Annotated in this window: 23 protein-coding genes and 1 other RNA gene; 12 read left to right on the top strand and 12 right to left on the bottom strand. The window is 54.2% G+C overall.

All coding sequences use genetic code 11. The features are described from left to right. The first annotated feature begins 177 nt into the window (after nt 1-177). The 3 genes from LVJ83_RS11215 (at nt 178) to LVJ83_RS11225 (ending at nt 2,864) form a co-directional block, all read left to right on the top strand. Nucleotides 178-759 carry a DUF1415 domain-containing protein gene (locus LVJ83_RS11215; protein ID WP_244784679.1) on the top strand — a complete coding sequence of 194 codons (582 nt, stop codon included), beginning with the start codon at nt 178-180 and terminating at the stop codon, nt 757-759. After that, nucleotides 759-1,118, top strand: a complete 360-nt coding sequence (locus tag LVJ83_RS11220) for a YbaN family protein (protein ID WP_244787765.1) — start codon at nt 759-761, stop codon at nt 1,116-1,118. The genes LVJ83_RS11215 and LVJ83_RS11220 overlap by 1 nt, the downstream gene beginning before the upstream one ends. A gap of 327 nt (nt 1,119-1,445) precedes the next feature. Next, nucleotides 1,446-2,864 (top strand): sodium:proton antiporter, encoded by a 1,419-nt coding sequence (locus LVJ83_RS11225; protein WP_244784681.1) that lies wholly within the window; start codon nt 1,446-1,448, stop codon nt 2,862-2,864. A gap of 187 nt (nt 2,865-3,051) precedes the next feature. On the opposite strand, the gene LVJ83_RS11230 is transcribed toward LVJ83_RS11225, so the two are convergent. The 8 genes from LVJ83_RS11230 to LVJ83_RS11265 form a co-directional block, all read right to left on the bottom strand. Beyond that, entirely contained in the window at nt 3,052-3,561 is a 510-nt protein-coding gene (locus LVJ83_RS11230) for a protein disulfide oxidoreductase (RefSeq protein ID WP_244787766.1), read from the bottom strand. Between the two features lie 96 nt (nt 3,562-3,657). Beyond that, nucleotides 3,658-3,903, bottom strand: coding sequence for a GlsB/YeaQ/YmgE family stress response membrane protein (locus LVJ83_RS11235; protein WP_244784683.1), 246 nt, complete (start codon nt 3,901-3,903; stop codon nt 3,658-3,660). A gap of 326 nt (nt 3,904-4,229) precedes the next feature. After that, nucleotides 4,230-4,622, bottom strand: a complete 393-nt coding sequence (gene rpsI / locus LVJ83_RS11240; protein ID WP_244784685.1) for a 30S ribosomal protein S9 — start codon at nt 4,620-4,622, stop codon at nt 4,230-4,232. A 9-nt stretch (nt 4,623-4,631) separates the two neighbouring features. Further along, a complete protein-coding gene (rplM, locus tag LVJ83_RS11245) occupies nt 4,632-5,060 on the bottom strand; it encodes a 50S ribosomal protein L13 (protein WP_244784687.1) in 429 nt (142 codons plus the stop codon). Nucleotides 5,061-5,241: 181 nt separating this feature from the next. Then, nucleotides 5,242-5,422, bottom strand: a non-coding RNA gene (gene ssrS, locus LVJ83_RS11250) — 6S RNA. Between the two features lie 14 nt (nt 5,423-5,436). Further along, entirely contained in the window at nt 5,437-5,733 is a 297-nt protein-coding gene (locus tag LVJ83_RS11255; RefSeq protein WP_244784689.1) for a cell division protein ZapA, read from the bottom strand. Further along, nucleotides 5,730-6,071 carry a hypothetical protein gene (locus LVJ83_RS11260; protein ID WP_244784691.1) on the bottom strand — a complete coding sequence of 114 codons (342 nt, stop codon included), beginning with the start codon at nt 6,069-6,071 and terminating at the stop codon, nt 5,730-5,732. The genes LVJ83_RS11255 and LVJ83_RS11260 overlap by 4 nt, the downstream gene beginning before the upstream one ends. A 147-nt stretch (nt 6,072-6,218) precedes the next feature. Then, a complete protein-coding gene (locus LVJ83_RS11265) occupies nt 6,219-7,208 on the bottom strand; it encodes an NAD(P)H-dependent glycerol-3-phosphate dehydrogenase (protein ID WP_244784693.1) in 990 nt (329 codons plus the stop codon). Nucleotides 7,209-7,503: 295 nt separating this feature from the next. On the opposite strand from LVJ83_RS11265, the gene LVJ83_RS11270 reads away from it, so the two are divergent. Next, nucleotides 7,504-8,661 carry a cytochrome-c peroxidase gene (locus LVJ83_RS11270; protein ID WP_244784695.1) on the top strand — a complete coding sequence of 386 codons (1,158 nt, stop codon included), beginning with the start codon at nt 7,504-7,506 and terminating at the stop codon, nt 8,659-8,661. A gap of 303 nt (nt 8,662-8,964) precedes the next feature. Here the strand turns inward: LVJ83_RS11270 and fabF are convergent, their stop codons facing one another. From fabF to LVJ83_RS11285, 3 genes are all read right to left on the bottom strand, one after another. Continuing rightward, the gene (fabF, locus tag LVJ83_RS11275) at nt 8,965-10,215 is read right to left on the bottom strand and encodes a beta-ketoacyl-ACP synthase II (protein ID WP_244784697.1); all 1,251 of its coding nucleotides are present in this window, start codon (nt 10,213-10,215) and stop codon (nt 8,965-8,967) included. Nucleotides 10,216-10,365: 150 nt separating this feature from the next. Further along, nucleotides 10,366-10,602: an acyl carrier protein gene (gene acpP, locus LVJ83_RS11280; RefSeq protein ID WP_244784698.1), complete on the bottom strand. Its 237-nt coding sequence runs from the start codon at nt 10,600-10,602 to the stop codon at nt 10,366-10,368. Nucleotides 10,603-10,884: 282 nt separating this feature from the next. Further along, nucleotides 10,885-12,888, bottom strand: coding sequence for a prolyl oligopeptidase family serine peptidase (locus tag LVJ83_RS11285; protein WP_244784701.1), 2,004 nt, complete (start codon nt 12,886-12,888; stop codon nt 10,885-10,887). A gap of 154 nt (nt 12,889-13,042) precedes the next feature. Between LVJ83_RS11285 and LVJ83_RS11290 the strand changes: the two genes are divergently transcribed. The 6 genes from LVJ83_RS11290 (at nt 13,043) to LVJ83_RS11315 (ending at nt 21,412) form a co-directional block, all read left to right on the top strand. After that, on the top strand, nt 13,043-13,609 hold the full coding sequence (locus LVJ83_RS11290) for a hypoxanthine-guanine phosphoribosyltransferase (RefSeq protein WP_244787767.1): 567 nt from the start codon (nt 13,043-13,045) through the stop codon (nt 13,607-13,609). Nucleotides 13,610-13,761: 152 nt separating this feature from the next. Beyond that, nucleotides 13,762-14,175: a PTS sugar transporter subunit IIA gene (locus LVJ83_RS11295; protein ID WP_244784703.1), complete on the top strand. Its 414-nt coding sequence runs from the start codon at nt 13,762-13,764 to the stop codon at nt 14,173-14,175. A gap of 2 nt (nt 14,176-14,177) precedes the next feature. Then, entirely contained in the window at nt 14,178-14,447 is a 270-nt protein-coding gene (locus LVJ83_RS11300) for an HPr family phosphocarrier protein (protein ID WP_244784705.1), read from the top strand. 2 nt (nt 14,448-14,449) lie between these two features. After that, nucleotides 14,450-16,201, top strand: coding sequence for a phosphoenolpyruvate--protein phosphotransferase (gene ptsP / locus LVJ83_RS11305; RefSeq protein ID WP_244784707.1), 1,752 nt, complete (start codon nt 14,450-14,452; stop codon nt 16,199-16,201). Between the two features lie 120 nt (nt 16,202-16,321). After that, nucleotides 16,322-18,961: a leucine--tRNA ligase gene (gene leuS, locus LVJ83_RS11310; RefSeq protein ID WP_244784709.1), complete on the top strand. Its 2,640-nt coding sequence runs from the start codon at nt 16,322-16,324 to the stop codon at nt 18,959-18,961. Nucleotides 18,962-19,474: 513 nt separating this feature from the next. Then, nucleotides 19,475-21,412 carry a DUF3616 domain-containing protein gene (locus tag LVJ83_RS11315; RefSeq protein ID WP_244784710.1) on the top strand — a complete coding sequence of 646 codons (1,938 nt, stop codon included), beginning with the start codon at nt 19,475-19,477 and terminating at the stop codon, nt 21,410-21,412. Nucleotides 21,413-21,627: 215 nt separating this feature from the next. On the opposite strand, the gene LVJ83_RS11320 is transcribed toward LVJ83_RS11315, so the two are convergent. Further along, the gene (locus LVJ83_RS11320) at nt 21,628-22,686 is read right to left on the bottom strand and encodes an NADH:flavin oxidoreductase/NADH oxidase (RefSeq protein WP_244784712.1); all 1,059 of its coding nucleotides are present in this window, start codon (nt 22,684-22,686) and stop codon (nt 21,628-21,630) included. Between LVJ83_RS11320 and LVJ83_RS11325 the strand changes: the two genes are divergently transcribed. Together LVJ83_RS11325 and LVJ83_RS11330 are read left to right on the top strand one after the other, a co-directional pair. Beyond that, complete coding sequence (locus tag LVJ83_RS11325; RefSeq protein ID WP_244784714.1) at nt 22,685-22,984, top strand: hypothetical protein; 300 nt, start codon at nt 22,685-22,687, stop codon at nt 22,982-22,984. The two genes, LVJ83_RS11320 and LVJ83_RS11325, sit on opposite strands and share 2 nt — an antisense overlap. Then, a complete protein-coding gene (locus LVJ83_RS11330; RefSeq protein ID WP_244784716.1) occupies nt 22,981-23,454 on the top strand; it encodes a YchJ family protein in 474 nt (157 codons plus the stop codon). Before LVJ83_RS11325 ends, LVJ83_RS11330 begins: the two co-directional genes overlap by 4 nt. Nucleotides 23,455-23,757: the final 303 nt, after the last annotated feature.

Here is a 23,757-nt window from a genome sequence, read left to right on the forward strand (position 1 = left end):
GCCAGGCGGGTCGAAAACCGTACCCACACACAGCAAAAAAAGCCTGCGCCCTCAGGTTATTTTTGTGTATGGTTTTCAGACGGCCGCCAATAATATCCGGCCAACATACCGTCAAACGCATAGCCGCCCTCTGATAATCTTGTTATAATTGATAACAATTATTATCCAAACACCGCCATGACCGCCACCGACGACCAAACCGTAATCCACCACACCCGCCAATGGCTCGAAAAAGCCGTTATCGGGCTGAATCTCTGCCCGTTTGCCAAAGCGCCTTATGTAAAAGACCAGGTTCGCATCTACATCAGCCATGCCAAACACCTCGACGGCTTTCTCGAAGATCTCGACCGCGAATTGCAGCTTTTAGCCGACACTCCGGCCACAGAAATCGAAACCACCCTGCTGGTACACCCCACGCTGTTTGGCGATTTTTTGCTGTTTAACGATATAACCGCCATTGCCGATACCGCCGTAACCGATCTCGGCCTGGAAGGCGTGTTGCAAATTGCACCGTTTCACCCTGATTTCCAGTTTGACAACACCGAAACCGACGCCATCAGCAACTACACCAACCGTTCGCCCTACCCCACGCTGCACCTGATTCGCGAAAGCAGTATTGCCAAAGCCGCCGCAGCGTTTCCCGATGCGGCCGACATCTTTGAGCGCAACATCGCCCTGCTCGAAAAAATGGGACACGAAGGTTGGGAAAAACTGGCGATTCCCCGCTGCCCGTTTCCTATAGACAAGGCCTCGAAATGATGATGCGCGGGCTGTTTTGGCTGTGTGGCGCACTTTCACTCGGGCTCGGCATTATCGGTATTTTTCTGCCGGTATTACCGACCACGCCGTTTGTGATTCTGGCCGCCGCCTGCTGGGCCAAAGCCTCGCCGCGCTTCCACCGCTGGCTGCACCGCCACCGCTATTTCGGCCCGATGGTGCAAAACTGGGAACGCAACCGCGCCGTGCCGCGCCGGGCAAAATATCTGGCTTTTTCCATGATGACGCTTTCCTGCCTGATTTTACTGTGGCGCTTTCCCGCCCAATGGTGGATCGCCGCCACCGCTGCGGTTTTCTGTTTCAGCGTGGCGGTATGGATGTGGCGGCTGCCCGATGCCTGAAACCGAGCGGCAGATAAAGTTTTTTAGCCGATTTTCACACTGTTTTCAGACGGCCTGATGATTTTTACCTTATCAAAAAATCCATAATTAATTGTTTTTCAGCATTTATTTAATCAAATCAGCCGTTTTAAAAAATTTAATTGTCAACAAACAAGCTTTGCGCTGGAATGAATCCGGCTTTTCCTTTACAATCTTTCGGTTACGTTGCAAGCCGCATAAAGGCGCCGGATACCGCGCCATCATGCCGGCACTCAATCTCCTGATACCGCTTGGCCGGGCGGCATGCCCCGCCCGATATGATTGACCCGAAAAAGAAAAGGAAAGCCGATGCGCCTCCAAACCGCTCTCACCCCATTGCTGCTGATGCCGCTGCTGGCACAGGCCGCCGATTTCGACGGTGCCAGCCTCAGCCTGACCTGGGGCATTCCCTTTGCGCTGATTTTATTGTCGATTGCCCTCTTCCCCTTGCTCGCACCACACTTCTGGCATCATCATTTCGGCAAAATCACCGCCTTTTGGACCTTACTGTTTCTGGTACCGCTGATTATGGTCTACGGCTTTGGCGCCGCCACCCACACGGTGGCACATGCGCTGGTGGAAGAATATATTCCGTTTATTTTGCTGCTGCTGGCGCTCTACACCATTTCAGGCGGCATCTTGGTGTGGGGCAATCTGCACGGCAGCCCTAAAACCAACACCATCATTTTGGCCATCGGCACCGTGCTCGCTTCGCTGATGGGCACCACCGGCGCGGCCATGCTGCTGATCCGCCCGCTGTTGAAAGCCAACGACAACCGCAAACACCGCGTGCATGTGGTAGTGTTTTTTATTTTTCTGGTGGCCAATATCGGCGGCGGCCTCACCCCCTTGGGCGACCCGCCACTGTTTCTGGGCTTCTTGAAAGGCGTAGACTTTATGTGGACGGTGCAACACATGCTGCCGCCCGTGTTCATCAGCGCCGTGATTCTGCTGATAGCTTTCTATTTTCTCGACCGTCATCTCTACAATAAAGAAGATGAAATCGAAGCAACCGACCCTTCTCCCGACAGCCCGCTGAAAATTTTCGGCAAATGGAATTTCCTGTTGCTCGCCGGCGTGGTAGCGGCTGTATTGATGTCAGGCTTGTGGAAACCCGAGCATCCCGGCTTTGAAATCCTGGGCAGCACCTATCAGCTGCAAAACCTGGTGCGCGACTTGATTTTACTCGGCCTTGCCGGCGTATCGCTGGCCATTACCCCCAAACAGGTGCGTGCCGGAAACGAATTCAACTGGGATCCGATTTTGGAAGTGGGCAAGCTGTTTCTCGGCATCTTCATCACCATCGCGCCGGTATTGGCGATTTTGAAAGCCGGCGAGGCAGGCGCATTCCGCGGCTTGATTTCCATGGTGCATGATGCCGGCGGCAACCCTATCAACACCATGTATTTCTGGATGACCGGCCTCTTGTCGGCCTTTCTCGACAACGCCCCCACCTATCTCGTGTTTTTCAACATGGCCGGTGGCGATGCCCAAGCTTTGATGAGCGGCCCGCTGTTCCACACCCTGCTGGCGATTTCAATGGGCTCGGTATTTATGGGTGCCCTGAGCTATATCGGTAATGCGCCGAACTTTATGGTGAAATCCATTGCCGAGCAGCGCAAAGTGAAAATGCCCAGCTTCTTCGGCTACATGGCCTGGTCGTTTGGTATTCTGGTGCCGGTGTTTATTCTGCACACACTGATTTTCTTTGTGTTGCAACTGTTTTAACCACCGCATCTAACAGGCCGTCTGAAACCTTTATCAACAGGTTTCAGACGGCCTGATATCATCAAATTCCCATAAATCTACTACAGAAAACTGAGCGAAGATCATCAATGCGGCCGGGCTTTACCGCGCAGTCAGATTGTTTACAAATTAACATAAGCCCACAGCTGATTTATTTTTTGAACGACGATTAATACAACCAATCGGCCAGCCATATCCGGCTGCGTAATCCCCAATAACTGCTCAAACCGGTGGTATGGTGCACCATATTGCCGTTTTTAATTACCGCAATCGTCGGTGTAACCGCCACCTGCCACTGCGCGGCAATTTTGCCATCCGCATCATTCAAGGTATCAAAGTCATAATCGTGCCCGCGCATATAAGCCGCAACCTCATCAGCCGAACCCGATCTGAGTGCAACACCCATCACCGGCACGCCGGCTTGATGCAGCTTTTCCACCACCGGCGAAGTATAGCGGCAAATACCGCACCAACTGCCCCAAAAATACACCACCACCGGGCGGTTGCTGCTGAATTCGGCCAATGTCCACCGCTCACCTTGCAAAGTTTGCCATGGCGTTTGCGTAAAGCCCACCGGTTGCACCGGCTGCCGCCACCAATCTACTGCAACGGCCACCACGGCCAAAATAATCACAGTTTGCACAATCTGTTTCAGCCAATAAACCATCCGCTTATGCATGATGTTTTTCTCCGCCCAAACCATAATGGGCATGATCTGTTTATAAATAGAAAAAACAGGCTGTACGCCTGTTTTTCATCTTAATGCCTGTCATGATTATTTTTTAATCACACGGGTATAAATAGCCAAAATGATAACCGCAAAAATGGTGGAAGCAATCCAGCCGGCCGGCTCGCCCGATTGATACCAACCGGCAGCCTGCCCTACCCAACCGGCCAGCAATGCACCGGCAATACCCAGCAAAGTGGTCATGATAAAACCCAAGTTATCTTTGCCCGGATGCAATACTTTTGCCAAAACACCGACCACAAAACCTACGATAATGGTTACTAACCAACCCATGACTTTTCCTCTCTTAAACTTATTGACGGTTACAGAATTGTAAAGATATTTGACGGCTTGTTCCCATTTAAAAATATACTGGCGAGACAGCGAACTTTATATGCCGCACAGGGTACAGCAGCAAGCCGCTGCAATCAGGTTGTTTTATAGAATGGGATAACTAACCGGAGTTACCGGCATCATCATACACACACAGGCAAGAAAGATGTTTTAAGCTTGCATGATTTTTCAAAATACCAACAAAGTTTTGGCTTTGCCGCCACAATGTGTCACGCCTTAAAACAAAAGCCCTGCTGAAAAGCAGGGCTTTTGAATATCGGAAACAATTAACGTTTGGAGAACTGTTTCGCACGACGTGCTTTGCGCAGACCGAATTTTTTACGTTCCACTTCACGAGCATCGCGGGTAACGAAGCCGGCTTCAGACAGCGCAGGTTTCAGGGCAGCATCATAGTCGATCAGGGCACGGGTAATGCCGTGACGGATCGCACCGGATTGGCCGGTTTCGCCACCGCCGATTACGTTGACTTTAATGTCGAACGCTTCTGCGTTTTCGGTCAGAACCAAAGGCTGGCGAACCACCATGCGGCTGGTTTCGCGGGCGAAGAATTCGTCAACCGGGCGGCCGTTTACGATGATTTGGCCGGTACCTTTTTGCAGGAATACACGAGCCACTGAACTTTTGCGGCGGCCAGTGCCGTAGTAGTATTTACCGTTCATGTGGTGTCCTTAAATTTCCAAAACTTTAGGTTGCTGGGCAGCATGGCCGTGTTCTTCACCGGCGTATACTTTCAGTTTTTTAATCATGGCGTAACCCAGCGGGCCTTTCGGCAGCATGCCTTTTACCGCTTTTTCCAAAACGCGCTCGGGGAATTTCTCCTGCATTTCGGTAAAGTTGCGCTCATAGATACCGCCCGGATAGCCTGAGTGGCGGTAGTATTTTTTATCCAGGGCTTTGTTGCCGGTTACACGCAGCTTGTCGGCATTAATCACGATGATGTAATCACCGGTGTCAACGTGCGGAGTGTATTCGGGTTTGTGTTTACCGCGCAGACGGTGGGCGATTTCGGCAGCAACGCGACCCAAAACTTTGTCTTGAGCGTCGATCACGAACCATTCGCGCTTAACCTCATGCGGTTTGGCTGAAAAGGTTTTCATAAGGAGTAATCCAAATAAATATATAGAAAGCTACCGATTTTAGTGATGAATCGGGTTTCTGTCAATGAAATTGAGGCCGTCTGAATCATTTATTGCATCAGGCCGTCTGAAAGCAGTGAAAGGTGTTGTATTTCAGCCGATTGTAAAGATGAAATGCCGCCTGAGGGCGACATTTCCAAATGGAATCCCCGCAGATGCCGTTCGGGCTGGAATCCGCTTGAACCTTGCAGACAAGGCGGTTACCTCGGGCAGTTTCGGGTGCATCTGCAAACAGACACTCGCGCCCACTGCGACTCCCGGCAACCTGAAGCGAACGTATTGGTTCAAAGGAATATATGCCTTCGCGAACACCGCAGGGAAAAACTAACTTTCCGGCTTAAGCCAGCTTGGCGAGCGCTTTGTCACACGCTTCTGCCATGCTTGTTATTTTACGCTCAAACTCGCCGATTGCCAAATCATCTTTCATCGACATCTTCAATAAATCGTGCACCACATTTAGGGCGGCCATAATCACAATTTTATCGGTTTCAACAATGCGGCCGCTTTGTTTGATGACATCGATTTTCTGGTTCAGCATCTCAACTGCTTGCAACAAGGTATGTTTTTCTTCGGCCGGCGTGCCGATTTTAAACTCGCGGCCGACAATTTCTACGCTGACTTGTTCTACACTCATGATTCTGCCTCGTTTTCATTGGCCGCCGCCTGCGGCAATCGGGCCAGCAGGCCGCGAATCTCTGCGGCGCTGGCATCCAGCAAATCGCGATATTGCCGGTTTTCATCTGTCAGGCTGTCGATTTTACCTTGCAAGTCGTTTTTCAGCTTGCCCACCTGCACCAGCAACGCCTCGCTCAATTCGTCTACCGCGGCCTGGTGCTCATCGGCCTGCTGTGCCTGCTCCGTTTTCAGGCGGGCGATTTCATCGTTGAGGCGTTTGTTTTCGCCGACAATCGTTTCAAACTTTTGCGCCAGCCGGTAAACGCTTACTTCCAAGTTTTCTAAAGACTGATTCATTTTTTTACACAACCTTTTCTACACAACCCGAAGGGCATGGCTGCAAGCATAGATGGATGCAGCCCCACTGTCAAACAAGGCCGTCTGAACGGCTGTTCAGACGGCCTGATACCCATTGCCGGCCTACTTTAAATGGGCAAAATAGCCTTATTCAAAGCGGGCTTCACGCTCCATCAGGCGTTCCACCACTTGTTGGGCGGTCAGCTCTTTGCGGATAAGTTGCAGCAAGGTTTGCGTGATCGGCATATCAATCTGATATTTGCAAGCGGTATTAAACACTTCTTCAATGGTGCTCACGCCTTCGGATACATGGCCGATTTCCTTGAGCACATGGTGCAATTCTTTGCCTTCCGCCAAGCCCAAACCCACACGGCGGTTGCGTGACAAAGCGCCGGTGCAGGTTAAAATCAAATCGCCGATACCGGCCAAACCCATCATGGTTTTCGGTTTGGCGCCCATTGCAATCGCCAGCCGGGTGATTTCGGCCAAACCCCGCGTAACCAGCGCTGCACGGGCATTCAGGCCGTATTCGAGGCCGTCTGAAAGGCCGGTAGCAATGGCCATCACGTTTTTTACTGCGCCGCCGACCGCCACGCCGATGACGTCTTCGCTGCCATAGAGGCGCATCACCTGTGTGTTCAAATCAGCCACCAGGCTTTCAATCCACGCTTTATTTTCAGAAGCCAGCACCACGGCACACGGCAGCTGCTGCGCCAACTCTTGTGCAAAACTCGGCCCCGAAAGCACGCCTATTTTATCATTTTCAGGCAACACTTCTTTCACCACCTGGAAAGTCAGCAAACCACTGTCCTGCTCAAACCCTTTGCAGGCCGTCAGCACGGGCAAATGGCCGACACCATGCTCCGCCAGCAATTGCGCGCTGTCGCGCAAACCGGCCACCGAAGTCACAATCAACACCAGCTCGGCGCCTTGCAGAGCGTCTGCCAGCTCAGTATGCACAGCAACCCCTTGCGGCAAGGCGAATCCGGGCAGATAGCGTTTGTTTTCACGCTCCTGCGCCAAGGTTTGCATATGCCCGGCATTTCTTGCCCATATGGCCACTTCGTTGCCATGCTGCGCAAAATGGATTGCCAGCGCAGTGCCCCAGGAGCCTGCGCCCATCACGGTTATTTTCATAATAATCTCTCACTCAAAATTGCGCTTCACTTTAAAACAATCGTGCCAAAGGTGCAAGCGCCGGCTTGATTTTCCAACACCCCGCCACGGCTCGACCGCATCAACCTATGCCGTACAATTATTTGATTATAAATAACTATTGTATTGATATGTAAAAACAATTCAACAATCAAGGTTGATATAAAACAAAAGCGGCAAGCGGCAACCTCCCTATACTTAACCAAAAGAAACAATAACACACCTCATTCGGAAAAGCCGTTTTTATAAAGTGTTATTCACATAAAAGGAACCAGCCATGAACCAAGCCATCCGAACCCGCGCCCTCACATTTGCCACGCTGCTGGCATTGGCTGCATGCGGCGACAAACCCGCAGACAGCCCCGCCCAAACCGCTGCACCGGCATCCGCGCCAACAGCATCCGCAAGCGCCGAACCGGCACCCGGCGGCACAGCTTCAGAGCAAGACCGCGAGCTGTTGAAGCAGGCTCAAGGTATTTTCCAACCGTTGCCCGGCCTGGAAGAAATGCAGAAAGCCCACCCGGTCAGCGAGGCTCAAATCAAGCTCGGCCAACAGCTTTGGTATGATCCGCGCCTTTCACGCGGCAACACCGTCAGCTGTAACTCCTGCCACAACCTCGCCAGCGCCGGTGTCGACAATATGCCCACCAGCCAGGGGCACAAAGGCAGCTTCGGCGGCCGCAACTCGCCCACTGTATTGAATGCCGCCCTTCTGGGCAGCCAATTTTGGGACGGGCGTGCCGCCACAGTAGAAGAGCAAGCCGGCGGCCCGCTGCTCAATCCGGTTGAAATGGCCAACAAAGACGAAGCTTCGGTGGTTGCCAAAATCGCCCACATTCCCGAATATCAGGAAGCCTTCAAGCAAGCTTATACCGACAAAGGCGGTGAAATCACGTTTGCCAACATCACCGAATCCATTGCCGCATTCGAACGCACCCTGCTCACGCCCACCAAATGGGATGACTATTTGAAAGGCAACATCAATGCACTGAGCGAGCAAGAGCGCAACGGTGTACGCTCATTCATCAACAACGGCTGCATCGCCTGCCACGCCGGCGTTAACCTCGGCGGCGAATCATTCCAGAAATTCGGTTTGGTCAAAGGCCCTTACTGGCAGTTTACCGGCAGCAAAAATCATGATGAAGGCCGCTTCGAAGTCACACAGTCTGAAAACGACAAATTCGTCTTCCGCGTGCCCGGCCTGCGCAATGTTGCCCGCACCTACCCCTACTTCCATGACGGCAGCGTTTGGGAGCTTGATAAAGCCGTGGGCATTATGGGCGAAGCACAATTGGGCAAACAATTGCCGCAAGAAGATGTGGACAATATCGTAGCCTTCTTGAATACCCTCTCCGGCAGCGTGCCCGAATCCGCCCGCACCATGCCCGAACTGCCGTCTTCAAGCGATGCCAAGTCTCATCCTGACAACAACTAAAACAACCATTTGAAGCAAAACAGGCCGTCTGAAACACCCCGTTTCAGACGGCCTGATGTTTATCGCCGCGCTGCTGAATCATTTTGCATAGACACCGCACCCACTTATACTCATTCACAAAAGCAAACTAACAAGGCGACAAGATGCGCCGACGCCGTTAGGTTATTTTTGTGAATGGGTTATATCGTTCCCATAATATCGCCGTTAAACTTCATCATCAGAAATGAAGTTTAACGGCGATAAAATGCCGTCTGAACCCACGATTTCAGACGGCATATGTTTCAGGCAATCACAGCAGACAGCTTATCCGGCAAACTTTTTAAACACCAGCGTGCCGTTGGTGCCGCCGAAGCCGAATGAATTGGAAATCGCCACATCGATTTTGACATCGCGCGCTTCGTTGGCGCAATAATCCAAATCGCAGCCTGCTTCAATATCCTGCTCGAAAATATTGATGGTGGGCGGTGATTTTTGCTCGTGCACCGCCAATACGCTGTACACCGCTTCCACACCGCCGGCCGCGCCGAGCAAATGGCCGGTCATAGATTTAGTGGAATTCACCACCACTTTGCGGGCATGCTCTTCACCCAAGGCCAGTTTCAGCGCATTGGTTTCATTGGCATCGCCCAAGGGTGTAGAGGTGCCGTGCGCATTCACATAGTCCACATCGGTGGGGTTCAGGCCGGCATCTTTCAAAGCGTGGCGCACGGCCATTGCCGGGCCGTCCACATTCGGGGCAGTAATGTGGTAAGCATCGGAGCTCATGCCGAAACCCACCAGCTCCGCATAAATTTTGGCACCGCGTTTTTTGGCGTGCTCCAACTCTTCCAGCACCAACACGCCGGCACCTTCGCCCATAACAAAACCGTCGCGCCCCTTATCCCACGGGCGCGAGGCGGTGGCGGGGTCATCGTTGCGGGTAGACAAAGCCTTCATGGCGGCAAAACCGCCCATCCCCAAGGTGCAGATGGCACCTTCCGCACCGCCGGCCACCATCACATCAGCATCGCCGTATTTAATCAGCCGCGCCGAATCGCCGATGGCGTGCGCACCGGTGGTACAGGCCGAAACCATGCCGTAGCTGGGGCCGCGATAGCCTTTGAGAATGGTAACATGGCCGGCAATCAGGTTGATCAGCGAGCCGGGAATAAAAAACGGGTTGATTTTACGGGCACCGCTTTCCAACACCTGCTTGCCGGTGGCTTCGATGCTGGGCAGGCCGCCGATGCCGGAGCCGATGTTCACGCCCACGCGGTCTTTATCGAGGCCTTCGACATCATCCAGCCCGGCATCGGCAACGGCTTGCAGCGCGGCGGCAATGCCGTAATGGATAAATACATCCATGCGGCGGGCTTCTTTGGCGCTGATATAGTCGCCGATTTGAAAATCTTTGACTTCGCCCGCCACTTGGCAGGCCAGCTCAGAGGCATCAAAGCGGGTAATCGTGCCGATACCGGTTTGGCCGGCCAGCAGGTTGCTCCATGCGGTTGCGATATCGTTGCCCACGGGCGATACTTGGCCCAGGCCGGTAATAACCACTCTTCTCTGGCTCATAAACTGTCTCACTGTATAGGGCAGCGGCGTCGGTTTGCACATTCAAACCAGGCCGTCTGAACCCGGATTCACAAGGTGTAATAAGGGAAAAGCCTCTGTCGGCAGGCAAACCCGCAGCAGAGGCCGATATTTCGGTATGAAACCGCGCAATTAAGCGGTGTGTGCCTGAACGTAGTCGATTGCCAGCTGCACGGTGGTGATTTTTTCGGCTTCTTCGTCGGGGATTTCGCAGCCGAAGGCTTCTTCCAAAGCCATTACCAGCTCAACGGTATCCAGAGAATCAGCGCCCAAATCATCTTGGAATGAAGATTCGTTTTTCACTTCGGCTTCATTCACACCCAGTTGTTCGGCAACAATTTTTTTAACTTGTTGTTCAATATTTGACATGTCGGTCAGTCCTTATAAGCCTTTACAGGCGAGTTTCAAAAAATTTTCAATCCGGTTATTGTACCGAATTAGTTTAGAGTTTTCCATCTAAAATCAGCTTTTAACAGCCGGGAAAAACCCGATTGGTTTACGCGGCATATTATCATAGGCTTATTTTGAATCACAAGCGGCTTTTCGTTTTCTTAAACAATCAAATATTTAGCCGGCCTTTTTAAGCGCCGCCGCAATATTTGCAGCCGTGCGAGCGCATTCGAAACAAATTTCAGACGGCCTCCAACCGCTTTATTGCAGCTGATTGTGCAAAAACCGCAACACACAGGCCAATTCGGCGGCGGTTTGCGCCTGCGTGCCGTTGCCGGTGTGGCCGCCTCCGCCAGGCGCATACAACCAGCATTGTTGGCCGTTTGCACGCAGTTTGGCATAAAACTTGAGCGCGTGGGCGGGGTGGACGCGGTCATCAGAAAAACTGGTGGTAATGAGTGCGGGCGGATAATTCAGGCCGTCTGAAAGCCGGTGATACGGCGATAAAGCAGCCAGGCTTTCACGTTCGGCGGGGTTTTCAGGGTCGCCGTATTCTTCTATCCAACTCGCGCCGGCAGACAGCTGCGTATAATTCAGCATATCGGTGAGCGGCACTTCGCACACCAGCGCGCCGATGTTGTGCGGCTCGCGCGCAAAGGCCGCTGCGGTAATCAAGCCGCCGTTGCTGCCGCCTTGCAGGCCGATGTGTTTGGGCGAACTCAAGCCGCGTGCCGCCAAATCGCGCACCACCGCCAATAAGTCGTCAACACTTTTATATTTATCGGAGCCCTGTGCGGCATGATGCCAGCGCGGGCCGAATTCGCCGCCGCCGCGCACGTTGGCCAACACAAAAGCATTGCCCTGCGCCAGCCAGTGCCGCCCGACGGTGCCGAGATAATGCGGCAGCTCGGGCATGCCGAAGCCGCCGTATGCATACACCAGCGTGGGCGTGTCGGGCGCAGTGCTTCGGCCGACATGGTAATAAGGGATGTTGATGCCGTCTGAAGAAACAGCGTGAAGCTGCTGCACTTTGATGCCGTCTGAATCAAACTGCTTGGGCTGGCGGCGCAACACGGTCAACTCCATCACGTTCAAATCCAGCGCAAACAATGTCAGCGGCGTGGTGAAATCGCTGGCGGCGATATACACCACATCACCGCCCCACGGCTGGTCGGCCAATTCCAATGCGCCCTGCGGCAGCGCCGGTATTTCTGCCTCCTGCCAGAGGCCGTCTGAAAAACGCCAGGCTTTCAGACGGCCTGATACGTTATCCAAAATAGCGGCAACCACAAAACGCTTGGTGGTCTCCACACTTTCCAATGCCTGCGTTTCGTTGGGCACAAACAACACCTGCGCCGCGCCGATGTCGCCCTTATTAAGCTTCACCGCCACCAAGGCGCCGGCGGGATAACATTGGTTGGCGCGCACCCAATCGCTGCGCAACTGCAACATCAGCTGCCCGGCCAGGTAGCCCACCACTTCGCAATCACGAGGCAGGTTCAGACGGCCTGCCTCCCCCGCCGGCGACACATATAAATAATCTTTGCTGAAAAAACCGTCTGCCGCTTCAATCAGATCAATCGGCGCACCTTGTGCATCAAGATAGCGCCAAGCATTGACCATCACGCCGTCTGAAGCCATTTGATACACCGGCAAAGCTTCTTCAAAACTTTGACCGCGCCGCAGCAGCCACACTTCGCGCGGATAGCCCGACCGCGTCAGCTGGCGTTCGTCCCATGCGGGGCACACCCACACACTGTCGGCATCGCGCCAGGCAATATGGTTTTTGCCGGGCGGAAAATGAAAACCGCCCGCCACCAGCGCGCCTTCGTTTAAGTTGAATTCCAGCGTATACGCCGCATCCGCACCGGCACTGCTGAGCGTGATCAACACTTGCTGCGGCGCTTCCACATAATGCGACACACCCTCGAGATACACATCGTCATCAAGTATTTCATCAAAATCCGCCACCGAAAACAACACCTGCCAATCGGGCATCCCCGCGCGGTAAGAAGCGGCGGAACACACCCGGTACACCCCTTTCGGATAGTCGGCACTTTGATAAAAATGATACATGCGCGCGCGGTGCTCCTGACAAAACGGAATTTGGCGCTCGTCTTGCAATTGACGGGTAATATCCTCGGCCAAGCGGTCAAAATCCCCACCGCTGCAAAAACGCGCCAGCGTTTCGGCATGGGCACCGGCGGCAAACTGCCGGGTGGCCGGAGCATTTAAATCTTCTAAATAAGCGTAAGCATCGTGCATGTTGAATCAGGCCGTCTGAACAGGTAAAAAGTGATTATACCCATTTGAGAACAATCTGACTGCGCCACCCCGCCCGCAGGCTTACTTTTCCGAACCGGTATTATAACAAGCGCAGCTGTACTATAATATGCCTTTGCCCACACACAACGAAACCATCATGGACATCCAAACCAAACGCCGACACACCCAAACCATGCTCGACCGCGCCGAATTGCTGTTTAGCGAAGCCGAATGCCGCAGCGCGCTGGAGCGGCTGGCCGGCGAAATCCGCACCGATTTGGGCGACAAATATCCGCTGCTGCTGCCGGTGATGGGCGGCGCGGTGGTATTTACCGGCCAACTGCTGCCGCTGCTGCGCTTTCCGCTCGATTTCGATTATGTGCACGTTTCACGCTACGGCGACAAACTTGAAGGCGGCAACTTCAACTGGCTGCGCATGCCCGAGCCCGAAAACATCGCCGGCCGCCACGTGGTGGTGCTCGATGATATTCTCGACGAGGGCCACACCATGGCCGCCATCAAAGAAAAGCTGGTTGAAATGGGCGCCGCCTCTTGCTCGGCAGCGGTGTTTGCCAACAAACTCATCAGCAAGCCCAAACCGATACAGGCCGATTACGTGGGCATCGACGTGCCCGACCGCTATGTGTTCGGCTACGGCATGGATGCTGCCGGCGCATGGCGCAACCTCGGCGCCGTCTATGCGCTCAACCCTGCCGGATAATGCCGGCACGCAACCAAACGACCGGCTTGCCCGTAAAACCGGCAGGCCGTCTGAAGCCCCCTCTTTTCAGACGGCCTGTTTGACCTTATATACATAAACAACCCATCTAAAACACAACCTCCGCCCAACGCAGAATTATCAGGAAACCGCTCATGATCGGCATTCTCATCATCACCCACGAAGCCATCGGCGACGCTTACCGCGGCCTTGCCCAGCACTTTTTTCCGGGCGACGCGCCCGCCAACGTTAAAATTCTCGGCGTAACCCAAGAGCAGCAGCACGAAGAAATCATCGGCCGCACCCAAACACTGATTCAAGAGCTCAACTGCCACGACGGCGTATTGGTGATGACCGACATCTTCGGCGCCACCCCCTGCAATGCCGCGCGCAAACTCGTGCGCGAAGGCCGGGTGGCCATGCTCACCGGCCTGAATGCGCCGATGATGGTCAAAGCCATCCAATACTCACCCGCCGCCGCCGACCTTACCGCCTTTACCCAAAGCGTCAAAGCCGCCGCCATCAACGGCATTCTCGACATCACCACCCCCCCCGACGAAAGCTGCTGAACATGCTCAAACAAGAAATCGAAATCATCAACAAGCTCGGCCTGCACGCGCGCGCATCGAGCAAATTCACCCAAACCGCCTCACAATTTCAAAGCGAAGTATGGGTTATCCGCAAAGATCGGCGCGTTAACGGCAAAAGCATCATGGGGCTGATGATGCTGGCCGCCGCCAAAGGCAGCATCATCGAGCTGGAAACCGACGGCCCTGATGAAGCCGCCGCCATGCAGGCGCTGACAGATTTGATTAACGGCTATTTCGGCGAAGGCGAATAACCATGAGCATCGTGTTACACGGCGTTACCGCCGGCAAAGGCATCGCCATCGGGCGGGCGCACCTGATATTGCGCGGCATGACCGAAGTGCCGCAATACAACATCCTTGCCGAAGAGCTGGCCGCCGAAACAACACGCTTTGAAACCGCCATCAAGGCCACCCGCAAAGAGCTGGAGCAGCTCCGCAGCGCCATTCCCGAAAACGCCCCCACCGAATTGGGCGCCTTCATCTCACTGCACCTGATGCTGCTCACCGATGCCACCCTTTCGCGCGAACCCGCCGACATCATCCAAGAGCAGCAAATCAACGCCGAATGGGCGCTCAAACAGCAAACCGACAAACTGGCGCAACAGTTCGACGAAATCGACGATGCCTACCTGCGCGAGCGCAAACAAGACATGCTGCAAGTGGTCGAACGCATCCACAATAACTTAATCGGCCAAAGCAACGAGCTCAACCTCGAAACCGACCTGCCCGACGACACCATCTTAATCGCCCACGACATTTCCCCCGCCGATACCGTTCATTTCAAAGCACAGCGCATCGCCGGGTTTGTTACCGATGCCGGCGGTCCCACCAGCCACACCGCCATTCTCGGCCGCAGCCTCGACATTCCCTCCGTTATCGGTCTGCACAATGCCCGCAACCTGATTCGGGAAGAAGAATGGGTGATTGTCGACGGCATCAACGGCGTGCTGATCATCAACCCCGACGATTTAGTGCTGGCCGAATACCGCCGCCACGTACGCGAATACAAAAACCGCAAACGCGCGCTCAACAAGCTGAAAAAAAGCGCCGCCACCACCGAAGACGGCATCAACATCGAATTGCTCGCCAACATGGAATCGGTAGACGACATCAAACAACTGCATAATCTGGGGGCAGACGGCGTCGGCCTGTTCCGCAGCGAATTCCTCTACCTCAACCGCGACACCATGCCGTCTGAAGAAGAACAATACGAGGTCTACAGCGCTTTCGTCAAAAAACTCAAAGGCAAAAACCTCACCATCCGCACCGTTGACCTGGGCGTAGACAAAAACCCGCGCTGGTTCGGCCAAAACACCACCCCCAACGGCAGCCTCAACCCTGCCCTCGGCCTCACCGGCATCCGCCTGTGCTTGGCCGAGCCGGTGATGTTCCGCACCCAAATGCGCGCCATCCTGCGTGCCGCCGCCCACGGCCCCGTGAAAATGATGTGGCCGATGGTGGCCTCACTTTCCGAATTGAAGCAATGCCTGGTGCATCTCGAAACCGCCAAACGCCAGCTCAACGAGCGCGACGAAACTTTCGGTAATATCGAAGTCGGCTGCATGATCGAAATCCCCTCCGCCGCCCTTACCGTCGGCAGCCTGCTCAAGCAGGTCGATTTCATTTCTATCGGCACCAACGATTTGATTCAATACACCCTCTCGGTAGACCGCGGCGACGACAGCGTCAGCTACCTCTACCAGCCCGGCCACCCCGCCGTATTGAAGCTGCTGCAACACATCATCCGCACGGCCAACCGCATGGGCAAAACCGTGTCGGTATGCGGCGAAATGGCCGGCGACAACACCTACACCCGCCTGCTGCTCGGCATGGGCCTGCGCCGTTTTTCCATGAACCCCAACAACCTTTTGGGCGTTAAAGATATGGTGTTGCGCAGCGACACCGTCAAACTTGAAAGCGAAGTGGCCAGGCTGATGCGCAACGAAGACCCGGAAAAAACCGACAAACTGCTCAAAGCCTTAAACAAAGTCGAAGAGGCCGTCTGAAAAGACTCTTCCTTTTTCAGACGGCCTTGCCGATTATTTTTAAACCACACTGCAAACTGCTATAATTCCGCTTTATTTTATTCCGTTTGCGCCTGCCGCAATTTCACAAAAGCAACCACCATGCAAGAACAATACCAACCCTCGGCCATCGAACCGGCCGCACAAACCAAGTGGGAAAACGCCCGCCTGTTTAACGTTTCCGAAAACACCGGCAAACCCAAATATTACTGCCTTTCCATGTTCCCCTACCCCAGCGGCAAGCTGCACATGGGGCATGTGCGCAACTACACCATCGGCGACGTATTAAGCCGCTTCAAACTCTTAAACGGCTTCAACGTGATGCAGCCGATGGGTTGGGATGCATTCGGCATGCCTGCCGAAAATGCCGCCATGAAAAACCATGTCGCTCCGGCCAAATGGACCTACGAAAACATTGCCTACATGCGCAACCAGCTCAAAAGCCTCGGTTTTGCGATTGATTGGCAGCGCGAAATCGCCACCTGCACGCCCGAATACTACCGCTGGGAGCAATGGCTGTTTACCCGCCTGTTTGAAAAAGGCATCGTTTACCGCAAAAACGGCACCGTCAACTGGGATCCGGTCGATCAAACCGTGCTCGCCAACGAACAAGTAATCGACGGGCGCGGCTGGCGCTCGGGCGCGCTGATTGAAAAGCGCGAAATCCCGATGTATTACTTCAAAATCACCGATTATGCCGAAGAGCTGCTGGCCGATTTAGACAAATTAGAACACTGGCCCGAGCAGGTCAAAACCATGCAGCGCAACTGGATCGGCAAATCACGCGGTATGCAGGTGCGCTTTGCCGTAGCGGCCGACAGCCGCATCGGCTTGAGCGGCGAATATGCCGATTATCTGCAAGTATATACCACCCGCCCCGACACGCTGATGGGCGCCACCTACGTGGCCGTGGCCGCCGAGCATCCGCTGGCCGCCGCCGCCGCGCAAGACCGGCCCGAGCTGCAAGCCTTTATCGCCGAATGCAAAGCCGGCAGCGTCGCCGAAGCCGATATGGCCACGATGGAGAAAAAAGGCGTGCCCACCGGCCGCTTTGTCATCAACCCGCTCAACGGCGACAAGCTCGAAGTATGGATTGCTAATTATGTATTGTGGGGCTATGGCGATGGTGCGGTAATGGCCGTGCCCGCGCATGACGAACGCGATTTCGAGTTTGCTCAAAAATACAATTTGCCCGTCAAACAAGTGATTGCCTCAACGCTGGAACAAGCCGAATACAATCCGGCACAATGGCAGGAATGGTATGGCGCAAAAGAAAACACCCAACTGATCAACAGCGGCAAATACAACGGCATGGATTTTCAGACGGCCTTTGATGCCATGGCTGCCGACTTGCAGGCGCAAAACGCCGGCGAGCCGAAAACCCAATACCGCCTGCGCGACTGGGGTATTTCGCGCCAACGCTACTGGGGCTGCCCGATTCCGATTATCCATTGCGACAGCTGCGGCGATGTACCTGTGCCCGCCGAACAACTGCCGGTGGTGTTGCCTGAAAACGTCGTGCCCGACGGCAGCGGTTCGCCCCTGGCCAAAATGCCCGAATTCTACGAAACCAGCTGCCCCAAATGCGGCGGCGCGGCCAAACGCGAAACCGACACCATGGATACCTTTATGGAATCGAGCTGGTATCCGTTCCGCTACATGTCGCCCAAATTCGATCAAGGCATGGTCGAACCGCAAGCCGCGCAATACTGGGGCGCGGTCGACCAATACATCGGCGGCATCGAACACGCCATCCTGCACCTTTTATATGCCCGTTTCTTCACCAAACTGATGCGCGACGAAGGCCTGGTAAATGTAGACGAACCGTTTGAGCGCCTGCTCACGCAAGGCATGGTGGTGTGCGACACCTATTACCGCGAAGCCGCCAACGGCAGCAAAAACTGGATCAACCCCGCCGATGTCGAGCTGACCTTTGACGACAAAGGCCGCCCGGTTGCCGCCGTTTTGAAAGCAGACGGCCTGCCCGTGGTCATCAGCGGCACCGAAAAAATGTCGAAATCGAAAAACAACGGCGTCGACCCGCAAGCACTGATTGATGCCTACGGCGCCGACACCGCCCGCCTGTTTATGATGTTCGCCTCACCGCCCGAGCAATCGCTGGAATGGAGCGACAGCGGCGTAGAAGGTGCCTACCGCTTCCTGCGCCGCCTGTGGCGCACCGTGTATGACTACACCGCCAAAGGCAGCGTGGTTGCAGCATTCTCAGGCGATCAAAGCGGCCTGAGCAAAGCATTGAAAGAGCTGCGCTTCAAGCTGCACAGCACCATTGCCAAAGTGGGCGACGATTACGGCCGCCGTTTGCAGTTCAACACCGCCATCGCCGCCGTAATGGAATTACTCAACCAGTTTGATAAAACCGATTGCAGCAGCCCAGAAGGCCGCGCCGTAGCACAAGAAACCCTCGAAGCCGCCGTGCGCCTGCTGTGGCCGATTGTGCCGCATATCTGCGAAGCGCTGTGGAGCGAACTGCGCCCCGGCAGCAACCTGTGGGATGCCGCCTGGCCGCAAACCGATGAAGCTGCCCTGGTCAAATCGGAAGTCGAAATCATGGTGCAGGTCAACGGCAAACTGCGCGGCAAAATCACTGTTGCTGCCGATGCCCCGAAAGATGCCGTTGAAGCCGCCGCACTCGCTACCGAAGGCGCAATAAAATTCATGGAAGGCAAACCGGCCAAGAAAATCATTGTCGTGCCGGGGCGTTTGGTGAATATTGTGGTGTAAACACCGCCATATGTTTTGAAGGCCGTCTGAAAGCAAAGTTTCAGACGGCCTTTGTATGTTGCTTGTTTTCAAAATAATACCCATTCACAAAAGTAAGCGAACAAGGCCGCAAGCCAAAAACAGTACAGATAATACGAAGCTGACTGACTTGGCACATCAGCGTCTTAGAGTGTCCTGATGTGTCGTTTATGAGGGGATTTTTGTTCCGGAAAAGGCAGGTGCAAGACAAAAAACGCAGCAAGATTGGACATCTTGCGAGGCTTTTTAACGCAGCAGATGTGCTTTTAGCACAAAAAAGATGATGATATATGAATTGTCAGGACACCCTAGGGTGTCCTCTTCGGGCTCTGGCGAGTCAATGCAGTTAGGTTATTTTTTGAATGGGTATTAATCATCATAAAACCATCAGATACAGGGGAACTTCCTTCTGTCATCCGGCTCTACCCACTATTCGATTATTCCTATTGCATGAAATAACCCCGCGCATAATATCCACGAAAGAATATCGCCTATATGACTGCCCCACCACACACACCCGATCACGAACCCCATCCGCCCGATCACACACCGACCGGGCAAAACACAAATGCGCAAGACTCCTCTGCCGACCCGACCAATCCGGCTGAAGAAACTTCTCAAGCAGCCGGCATCCCTGCCTCCGTGCCGGGCACTTCCGTTGCGCCGGCAGACGCAGATACTGACACCGAAACGACCGCAACAGAAAATACCATCGCGCCAGACAACGATAGCAGCACCACGGAAACCGGCACACCCGTCATGCCCGGGCCAACCAAAGAAGCCGGCTTGAAAAAGAAAAAACCCGCAGCCAAAAAGCGCAGAAACAAACCAGCCAAGAAAGCGGCAACCGCTAAAGAAAACGCTGATGACAACATCGGCACCTCTAAAGGCGTAGAAACGATGTTCCGCAACGCCTTTCGCGCCGAGCTGGAACTGATCGCGCTGGCGGCCACCAAGGCCAACATCATGATTTCGCTCAACGGCTTCATCGTGTCGGCATTGATGATTTCCGGCGCCTTTATTTTCGCCTCATCACCGGCCTTTTTGATACCCGCCGGCATTTTTATGTTTACCGCCGCCGCTTCCATTGTGTTTGCACTGATTTCCGCATCCCCCGAACGCGCCGGCCTGCCGCGCGCACTGTGGGAATGGATAAAAGACGTAGCCGCCCGCCGCGCCAAGCTGCGCGATTTCAAGCAGCGTGTGATTCACACCGAGCAGGAATTTGCCGACGGCGAGCAACCCAACATCCTGATTTACGAAGACCGCGCACGGCTTTCCAAAAGCCAGTATTGGCAGCGGATGCAGGAAATGCTAGCCAGCCGCAGCGAGGTTTACCACAAAATGAGCGACCAGCTTTATTGGCTGGGCATGATTGCCAACAAAAAATTCAAGTATCTCAATATGTCTTACACCGTGTTCCGTTGGGGCCTGCTGGCTTCGGTTATCGCCTTTGTCGGCGTGAAATCCATTCAAAACATCATGCCGGTATTGGCCGAAACCGGCCAAACCATCAAACTGCGCAACCTCGGCATCAATGATTTCGACAACATCTACGAGCCCTCCGCCGTGCAACAACTGCCCGACGGCCGCCTGCTGGTGGTGGAAGACGAATCTTCGCGCGCCTTCAGCCTGATGAAATTTGCCGAAGACGGCACGCTGTATGAAGACGAAGCCCTCGATGTGCGCCTGATTCGCGGCTTCAAGCGCAAGCTCAGCGATTTGGAAGGCTTGGCAAAAGACAACCAAGGCTATGTTTACGCCATCACTTCCCACTCGCGCAACAAAAAAGGCGAGCGCCGCCCCGACCGCGAACATATGCTGCGCTTCAAAATCGAAGGCAACGATGTGCGCGATGTACGCTATTTTTCAGGCCTTACCGATGCACTCGACAATGATCCCCGCCTGCGCAAGCTGATCCGCTCGAAAATCGATGCCGAAGTCGACTTTGAAAAAATCAACATCGAAGGCCTGCTCTACGACCGCAAACAAAACCGCCTACTGTTGGGCTTTCGCGAGCCGATGATCAACGAGCTTTCAATGATTATCGTGGTCGACAACCCTAAAGCGATGTTTGAAGAAAACGCCCGCCCACGCTTCAGCGAGGTGATTTTCCTCAACCTCAGCGGCGGCGGCATCCGCGCCTTGAGCTACGACCCGGTGCTGGATACCTATATGATTGTCAATGAAATCACCGGCCATGAAGACAACACCTATTCTCAATTGTGGACTTGGAACGGTAATCCGCACAGCGAGCCCGAGCCGATTGCCCTGCCCGACATCATCAACCTCAACAATGTCGAATCGATTGATTCCATTACCATCAACGGCGAATCGCGGCTGATGATTATGAGCGACGAAGGCAATGAAAAGAAACAGCGCCCCGCCAAATACATGATGCTGGACTACGATCAATTGCAGAGCAAACCATAAAACAACAGGCCGTCTGAAAACCATTTCAGACGGCCTGTTTTGTTTGATAGCTGCTAGGGTGTCCTGATGTGTCGTTTATGAGGGACTTTTTGTTCCTGAAAATGCAGATGCCAGGCAAAAAACGCAGCAAGATTGGGCATCTTGCGAGGCTTTTTAACGCAGCAGATGCGTTTTCAGGAGCAAAAAGCACCCTTAAATCGAATGGTCAGAACACGCTAACGATAGCCGCGCTGATACTGCGTCGGCACAAAATGCATCTCGCCGCTGTCGGCCTGCGGCTGATCGTATTCAGCATTCAGCAGCCAATGCGGGTCGCGCAGCAAGCCGCGCCCCACCGCTACCAAATCCACCCCATTGCCCAACACATAATCGGCCACGGCCGGATTTTCCAGCATGCCCACCGCGATAACCGGCAAACCTGTGGCCTGTTTGACTTTTTCAGCCAAAAACACCTGATAACCGGCCTGAAACAATGGCGTATGGTCAGGATGGAGCACGCCGTCGCCACCGCCGCTCACATCAAACACATCAGCACCGGCTGCCGCAAACCGCTCGGCCACTGCCACGCCGTAATCGCTGTCGAAACCGCCGGCGCCGTATTCCTGTGCAGAAATCCGCACGATCAGCGGCATTTCAGACGGCATCACAGCCTTAACGGCTCGGATCACCTGTTCGCCGAACAACATGCGGTCTTGGCCGTATTCATCGCTGCGCCGGTTGGATTTGGGCGAAAAAAACTGATGAATCAGATAGCCGTGCGCCGCATGCAGCTCGATGGCATCGAAACCTGCCGCCACCGCCCTTTCTGCGGCCGTCTGAAACTGACCGACGAGCGCTTCGATATCGGCCTTGCTCAATTCTCGCGGCGTGGCATAAACGGCACCGGCCACATCCGACTCGCCGAAACTAATGGCCGAGGGCGCCACCACATCATCACATTCGCGCGCCTTACGCCCGGCATGGCCGATTTGAATGGCGATTTTCGCACCTTGCGCATGCACCGAATCCACAATGCGCCGAAATGCATCACGCTGCGCATCGTTCCACAAACCCAAACAGCGCGGCGTAATGCGCCCGTTAGGGGCAACATTGGTCATTTCCACAATAATCAGCCCGACACCGCCAACGGCGCGGCTCGTATAATGCACGAAATGCCAATCGTTGGGCAGGCCGTTATCGGCGCTGTATTGGCACATCGGGCTCATCACAATGCGGTTGCGCAAAGGCAGCGTTTTTAAGGTGTAGGGTTGGAAAATATGTCTGAATTTGGCCATGCGCTTTCTCCTTGCATCCTATTTGCGGGCATTTAGTCATCCGGCAAGCATACGCCCACATCAGGCAAAAGCCCGCAGCGCCGCCGCCGGTTTAACGGTAAAACTTCGCTGTAAATTGTACGAGTATATTCGTACTTTATCAAGCGCTTTGATGCCCAGTCGAAACAGCAGCCCGCCGGCAGCAAGGCCAAGCAACGCCGCCTGTTTTTCAAATGAATCGGGATTTGCCGAACGCAACATTGCCACCCTGCCCGCCGCCGATTTAAAATGGCTTTTTGCCCGCCGCCCGCTGCCATGACCCCGACCACTGCCTGCCCCTGCCAATCCGGCCATGCCTATGCCGACTGTTGCGCCCCTTTCCACAACGGCAGCAACCGCCCGCTAAGCGCCGAACAACTGATGCGTTCGCGCTATTGCGCTTATGTTTTGCACCATACCGACTACATCATTGCCACCACCGTGCCCGCCCAACAGGCTTTGCTGAATCGGGCAGCCATACGGCAGTGGAGCGAATCGGCCGAATGGCTGGGGCTGGAAATATTACCGCACCCGCCTGCTGCTTCCAAAAACCATGCGCTGGTTGAATTTGAAGCCCGTTTTGCCGATGCCGGCACAATACAGAGCCATCACGAACTGTCTGCCTTCGTGCACATCGGCGGGCGCTGGTATTTTATCGACCCCACCGTGCCGCTGCCCGGCATGAAACAGCTCTGTTTTTGCGGTTCGGGCAAAAAATTCAAAGCCTGCTGCGGGCAGTTTTTCAGATAATGCCCATGCAAAAGCCATATAAAATCAAAAAAGGCCGTCTGAATGGTGCGGTAGCCTACCCAGCCATTCAGACGGCCTCACAGATTTGACGTCTGCGCTGCAAAAACCACAGACAAAAAAAACCATCCACGCCAAGGGAGAAGCATGAATGGTCAATACATTGCGGGAAAACGTCTTACTCACTACTTCGATTACTTCAAGGGAAAAGCAATCTCTGTCAGCGGTTCCCATTCTAGCCGTCTGAATTTTAAATGCGGTTAAGCTATGCAAGCATTCTATCAATTCGTTTCAATGATTGTTGTG

The organism is Uruburuella testudinis (assembly GCF_022870865.1).
Classification (GTDB): Bacteria; Pseudomonadota; Gammaproteobacteria; order Burkholderiales; family Neisseriaceae; genus Neisseria; species Neisseria testudinis.

What these genes read in the sequence shown, in the direction of transcription:
- LVJ83_RS11215 (WP_244784679.1), top strand. Translation starts at nt 178, where the DNA reads ATGACCGCCACCGACGACCAAACCGTAATCCACCACACCCGCCAATGG.
- LVJ83_RS11220 (WP_244787765.1), top strand. Translation starts at nt 759, where the DNA reads ATGATGCGCGGGCTGTTTTGGCTGTGTGGCGCACTTTCACTCGGGCTC.
- LVJ83_RS11225 (WP_244784681.1), top strand. Translation starts at nt 1,446, where the DNA reads ATGCGCCTCCAAACCGCTCTCACCCCATTGCTGCTGATGCCGCTGCTG.
- LVJ83_RS11230 (WP_244787766.1), bottom strand. Translation starts at nt 3,561, where the DNA reads ATGCATAAGCGGATGGTTTATTGGCTGAAACAGATTGTGCAAACTGTG.
- LVJ83_RS11235 (WP_244784683.1), bottom strand. Translation starts at nt 3,903, where the DNA reads ATGGGTTGGTTAGTAACCATTATCGTAGGTTTTGTGGTCGGTGTTTTG.
- rpsI (WP_244784685.1), bottom strand. Translation starts at nt 4,622, where the DNA reads ATGAACGGTAAATACTACTACGGCACTGGCCGCCGCAAAAGTTCAGTG.
- rplM (WP_244784687.1), bottom strand. Translation starts at nt 5,060, where the DNA reads ATGAAAACCTTTTCAGCCAAACCGCATGAGGTTAAGCGCGAATGGTTC.
- LVJ83_RS11255 (WP_244784689.1), bottom strand. Translation starts at nt 5,733, where the DNA reads ATGAGTGTAGAACAAGTCAGCGTAGAAATTGTCGGCCGCGAGTTTAAA.
- LVJ83_RS11260 (WP_244784691.1), bottom strand. Translation starts at nt 6,071, where the DNA reads ATGAATCAGTCTTTAGAAAACTTGGAAGTAAGCGTTTACCGGCTGGCG.
- LVJ83_RS11265 (WP_244784693.1), bottom strand. Translation starts at nt 7,208, where the DNA reads ATGAAAATAACCGTGATGGGCGCAGGCTCCTGGGGCACTGCGCTGGCA.
- LVJ83_RS11270 (WP_244784695.1), top strand. Translation starts at nt 7,504, where the DNA reads ATGAACCAAGCCATCCGAACCCGCGCCCTCACATTTGCCACGCTGCTG.
- fabF (WP_244784697.1), bottom strand. Translation starts at nt 10,215, where the DNA reads ATGAGCCAGAGAAGAGTGGTTATTACCGGCCTGGGCCAAGTATCGCCC.
- acpP (WP_244784698.1), bottom strand. Translation starts at nt 10,602, where the DNA reads ATGTCAAATATTGAACAACAAGTTAAAAAAATTGTTGCCGAACAACTG.
- LVJ83_RS11285 (WP_244784701.1), bottom strand. Translation starts at nt 12,888, where the DNA reads ATGCACGATGCTTACGCTTATTTAGAAGATTTAAATGCTCCGGCCACC.
- LVJ83_RS11295 (WP_244784703.1), top strand. Translation starts at nt 13,762, where the DNA reads ATGATCGGCATTCTCATCATCACCCACGAAGCCATCGGCGACGCTTAC.
- LVJ83_RS11300 (WP_244784705.1), top strand. Translation starts at nt 14,178, where the DNA reads ATGCTCAAACAAGAAATCGAAATCATCAACAAGCTCGGCCTGCACGCG.
- ptsP (WP_244784707.1), top strand. Translation starts at nt 14,450, where the DNA reads ATGAGCATCGTGTTACACGGCGTTACCGCCGGCAAAGGCATCGCCATC.
- leuS (WP_244784709.1), top strand. Translation starts at nt 16,322, where the DNA reads ATGCAAGAACAATACCAACCCTCGGCCATCGAACCGGCCGCACAAACC.
- LVJ83_RS11315 (WP_244784710.1), top strand. Translation starts at nt 19,475, where the DNA reads ATGACTGCCCCACCACACACACCCGATCACGAACCCCATCCGCCCGAT.
- LVJ83_RS11325 (WP_244784714.1), top strand. Translation starts at nt 22,685, where the DNA reads ATGCGCTTTCTCCTTGCATCCTATTTGCGGGCATTTAGTCATCCGGCA.
- LVJ83_RS11320 (WP_244784712.1), bottom strand. Translation starts at nt 22,686, where the DNA reads ATGGCCAAATTCAGACATATTTTCCAACCCTACACCTTAAAAACGCTG.
- LVJ83_RS11330 (WP_244784716.1), top strand. Translation starts at nt 22,981, where the DNA reads ATGACCCCGACCACTGCCTGCCCCTGCCAATCCGGCCATGCCTATGCC.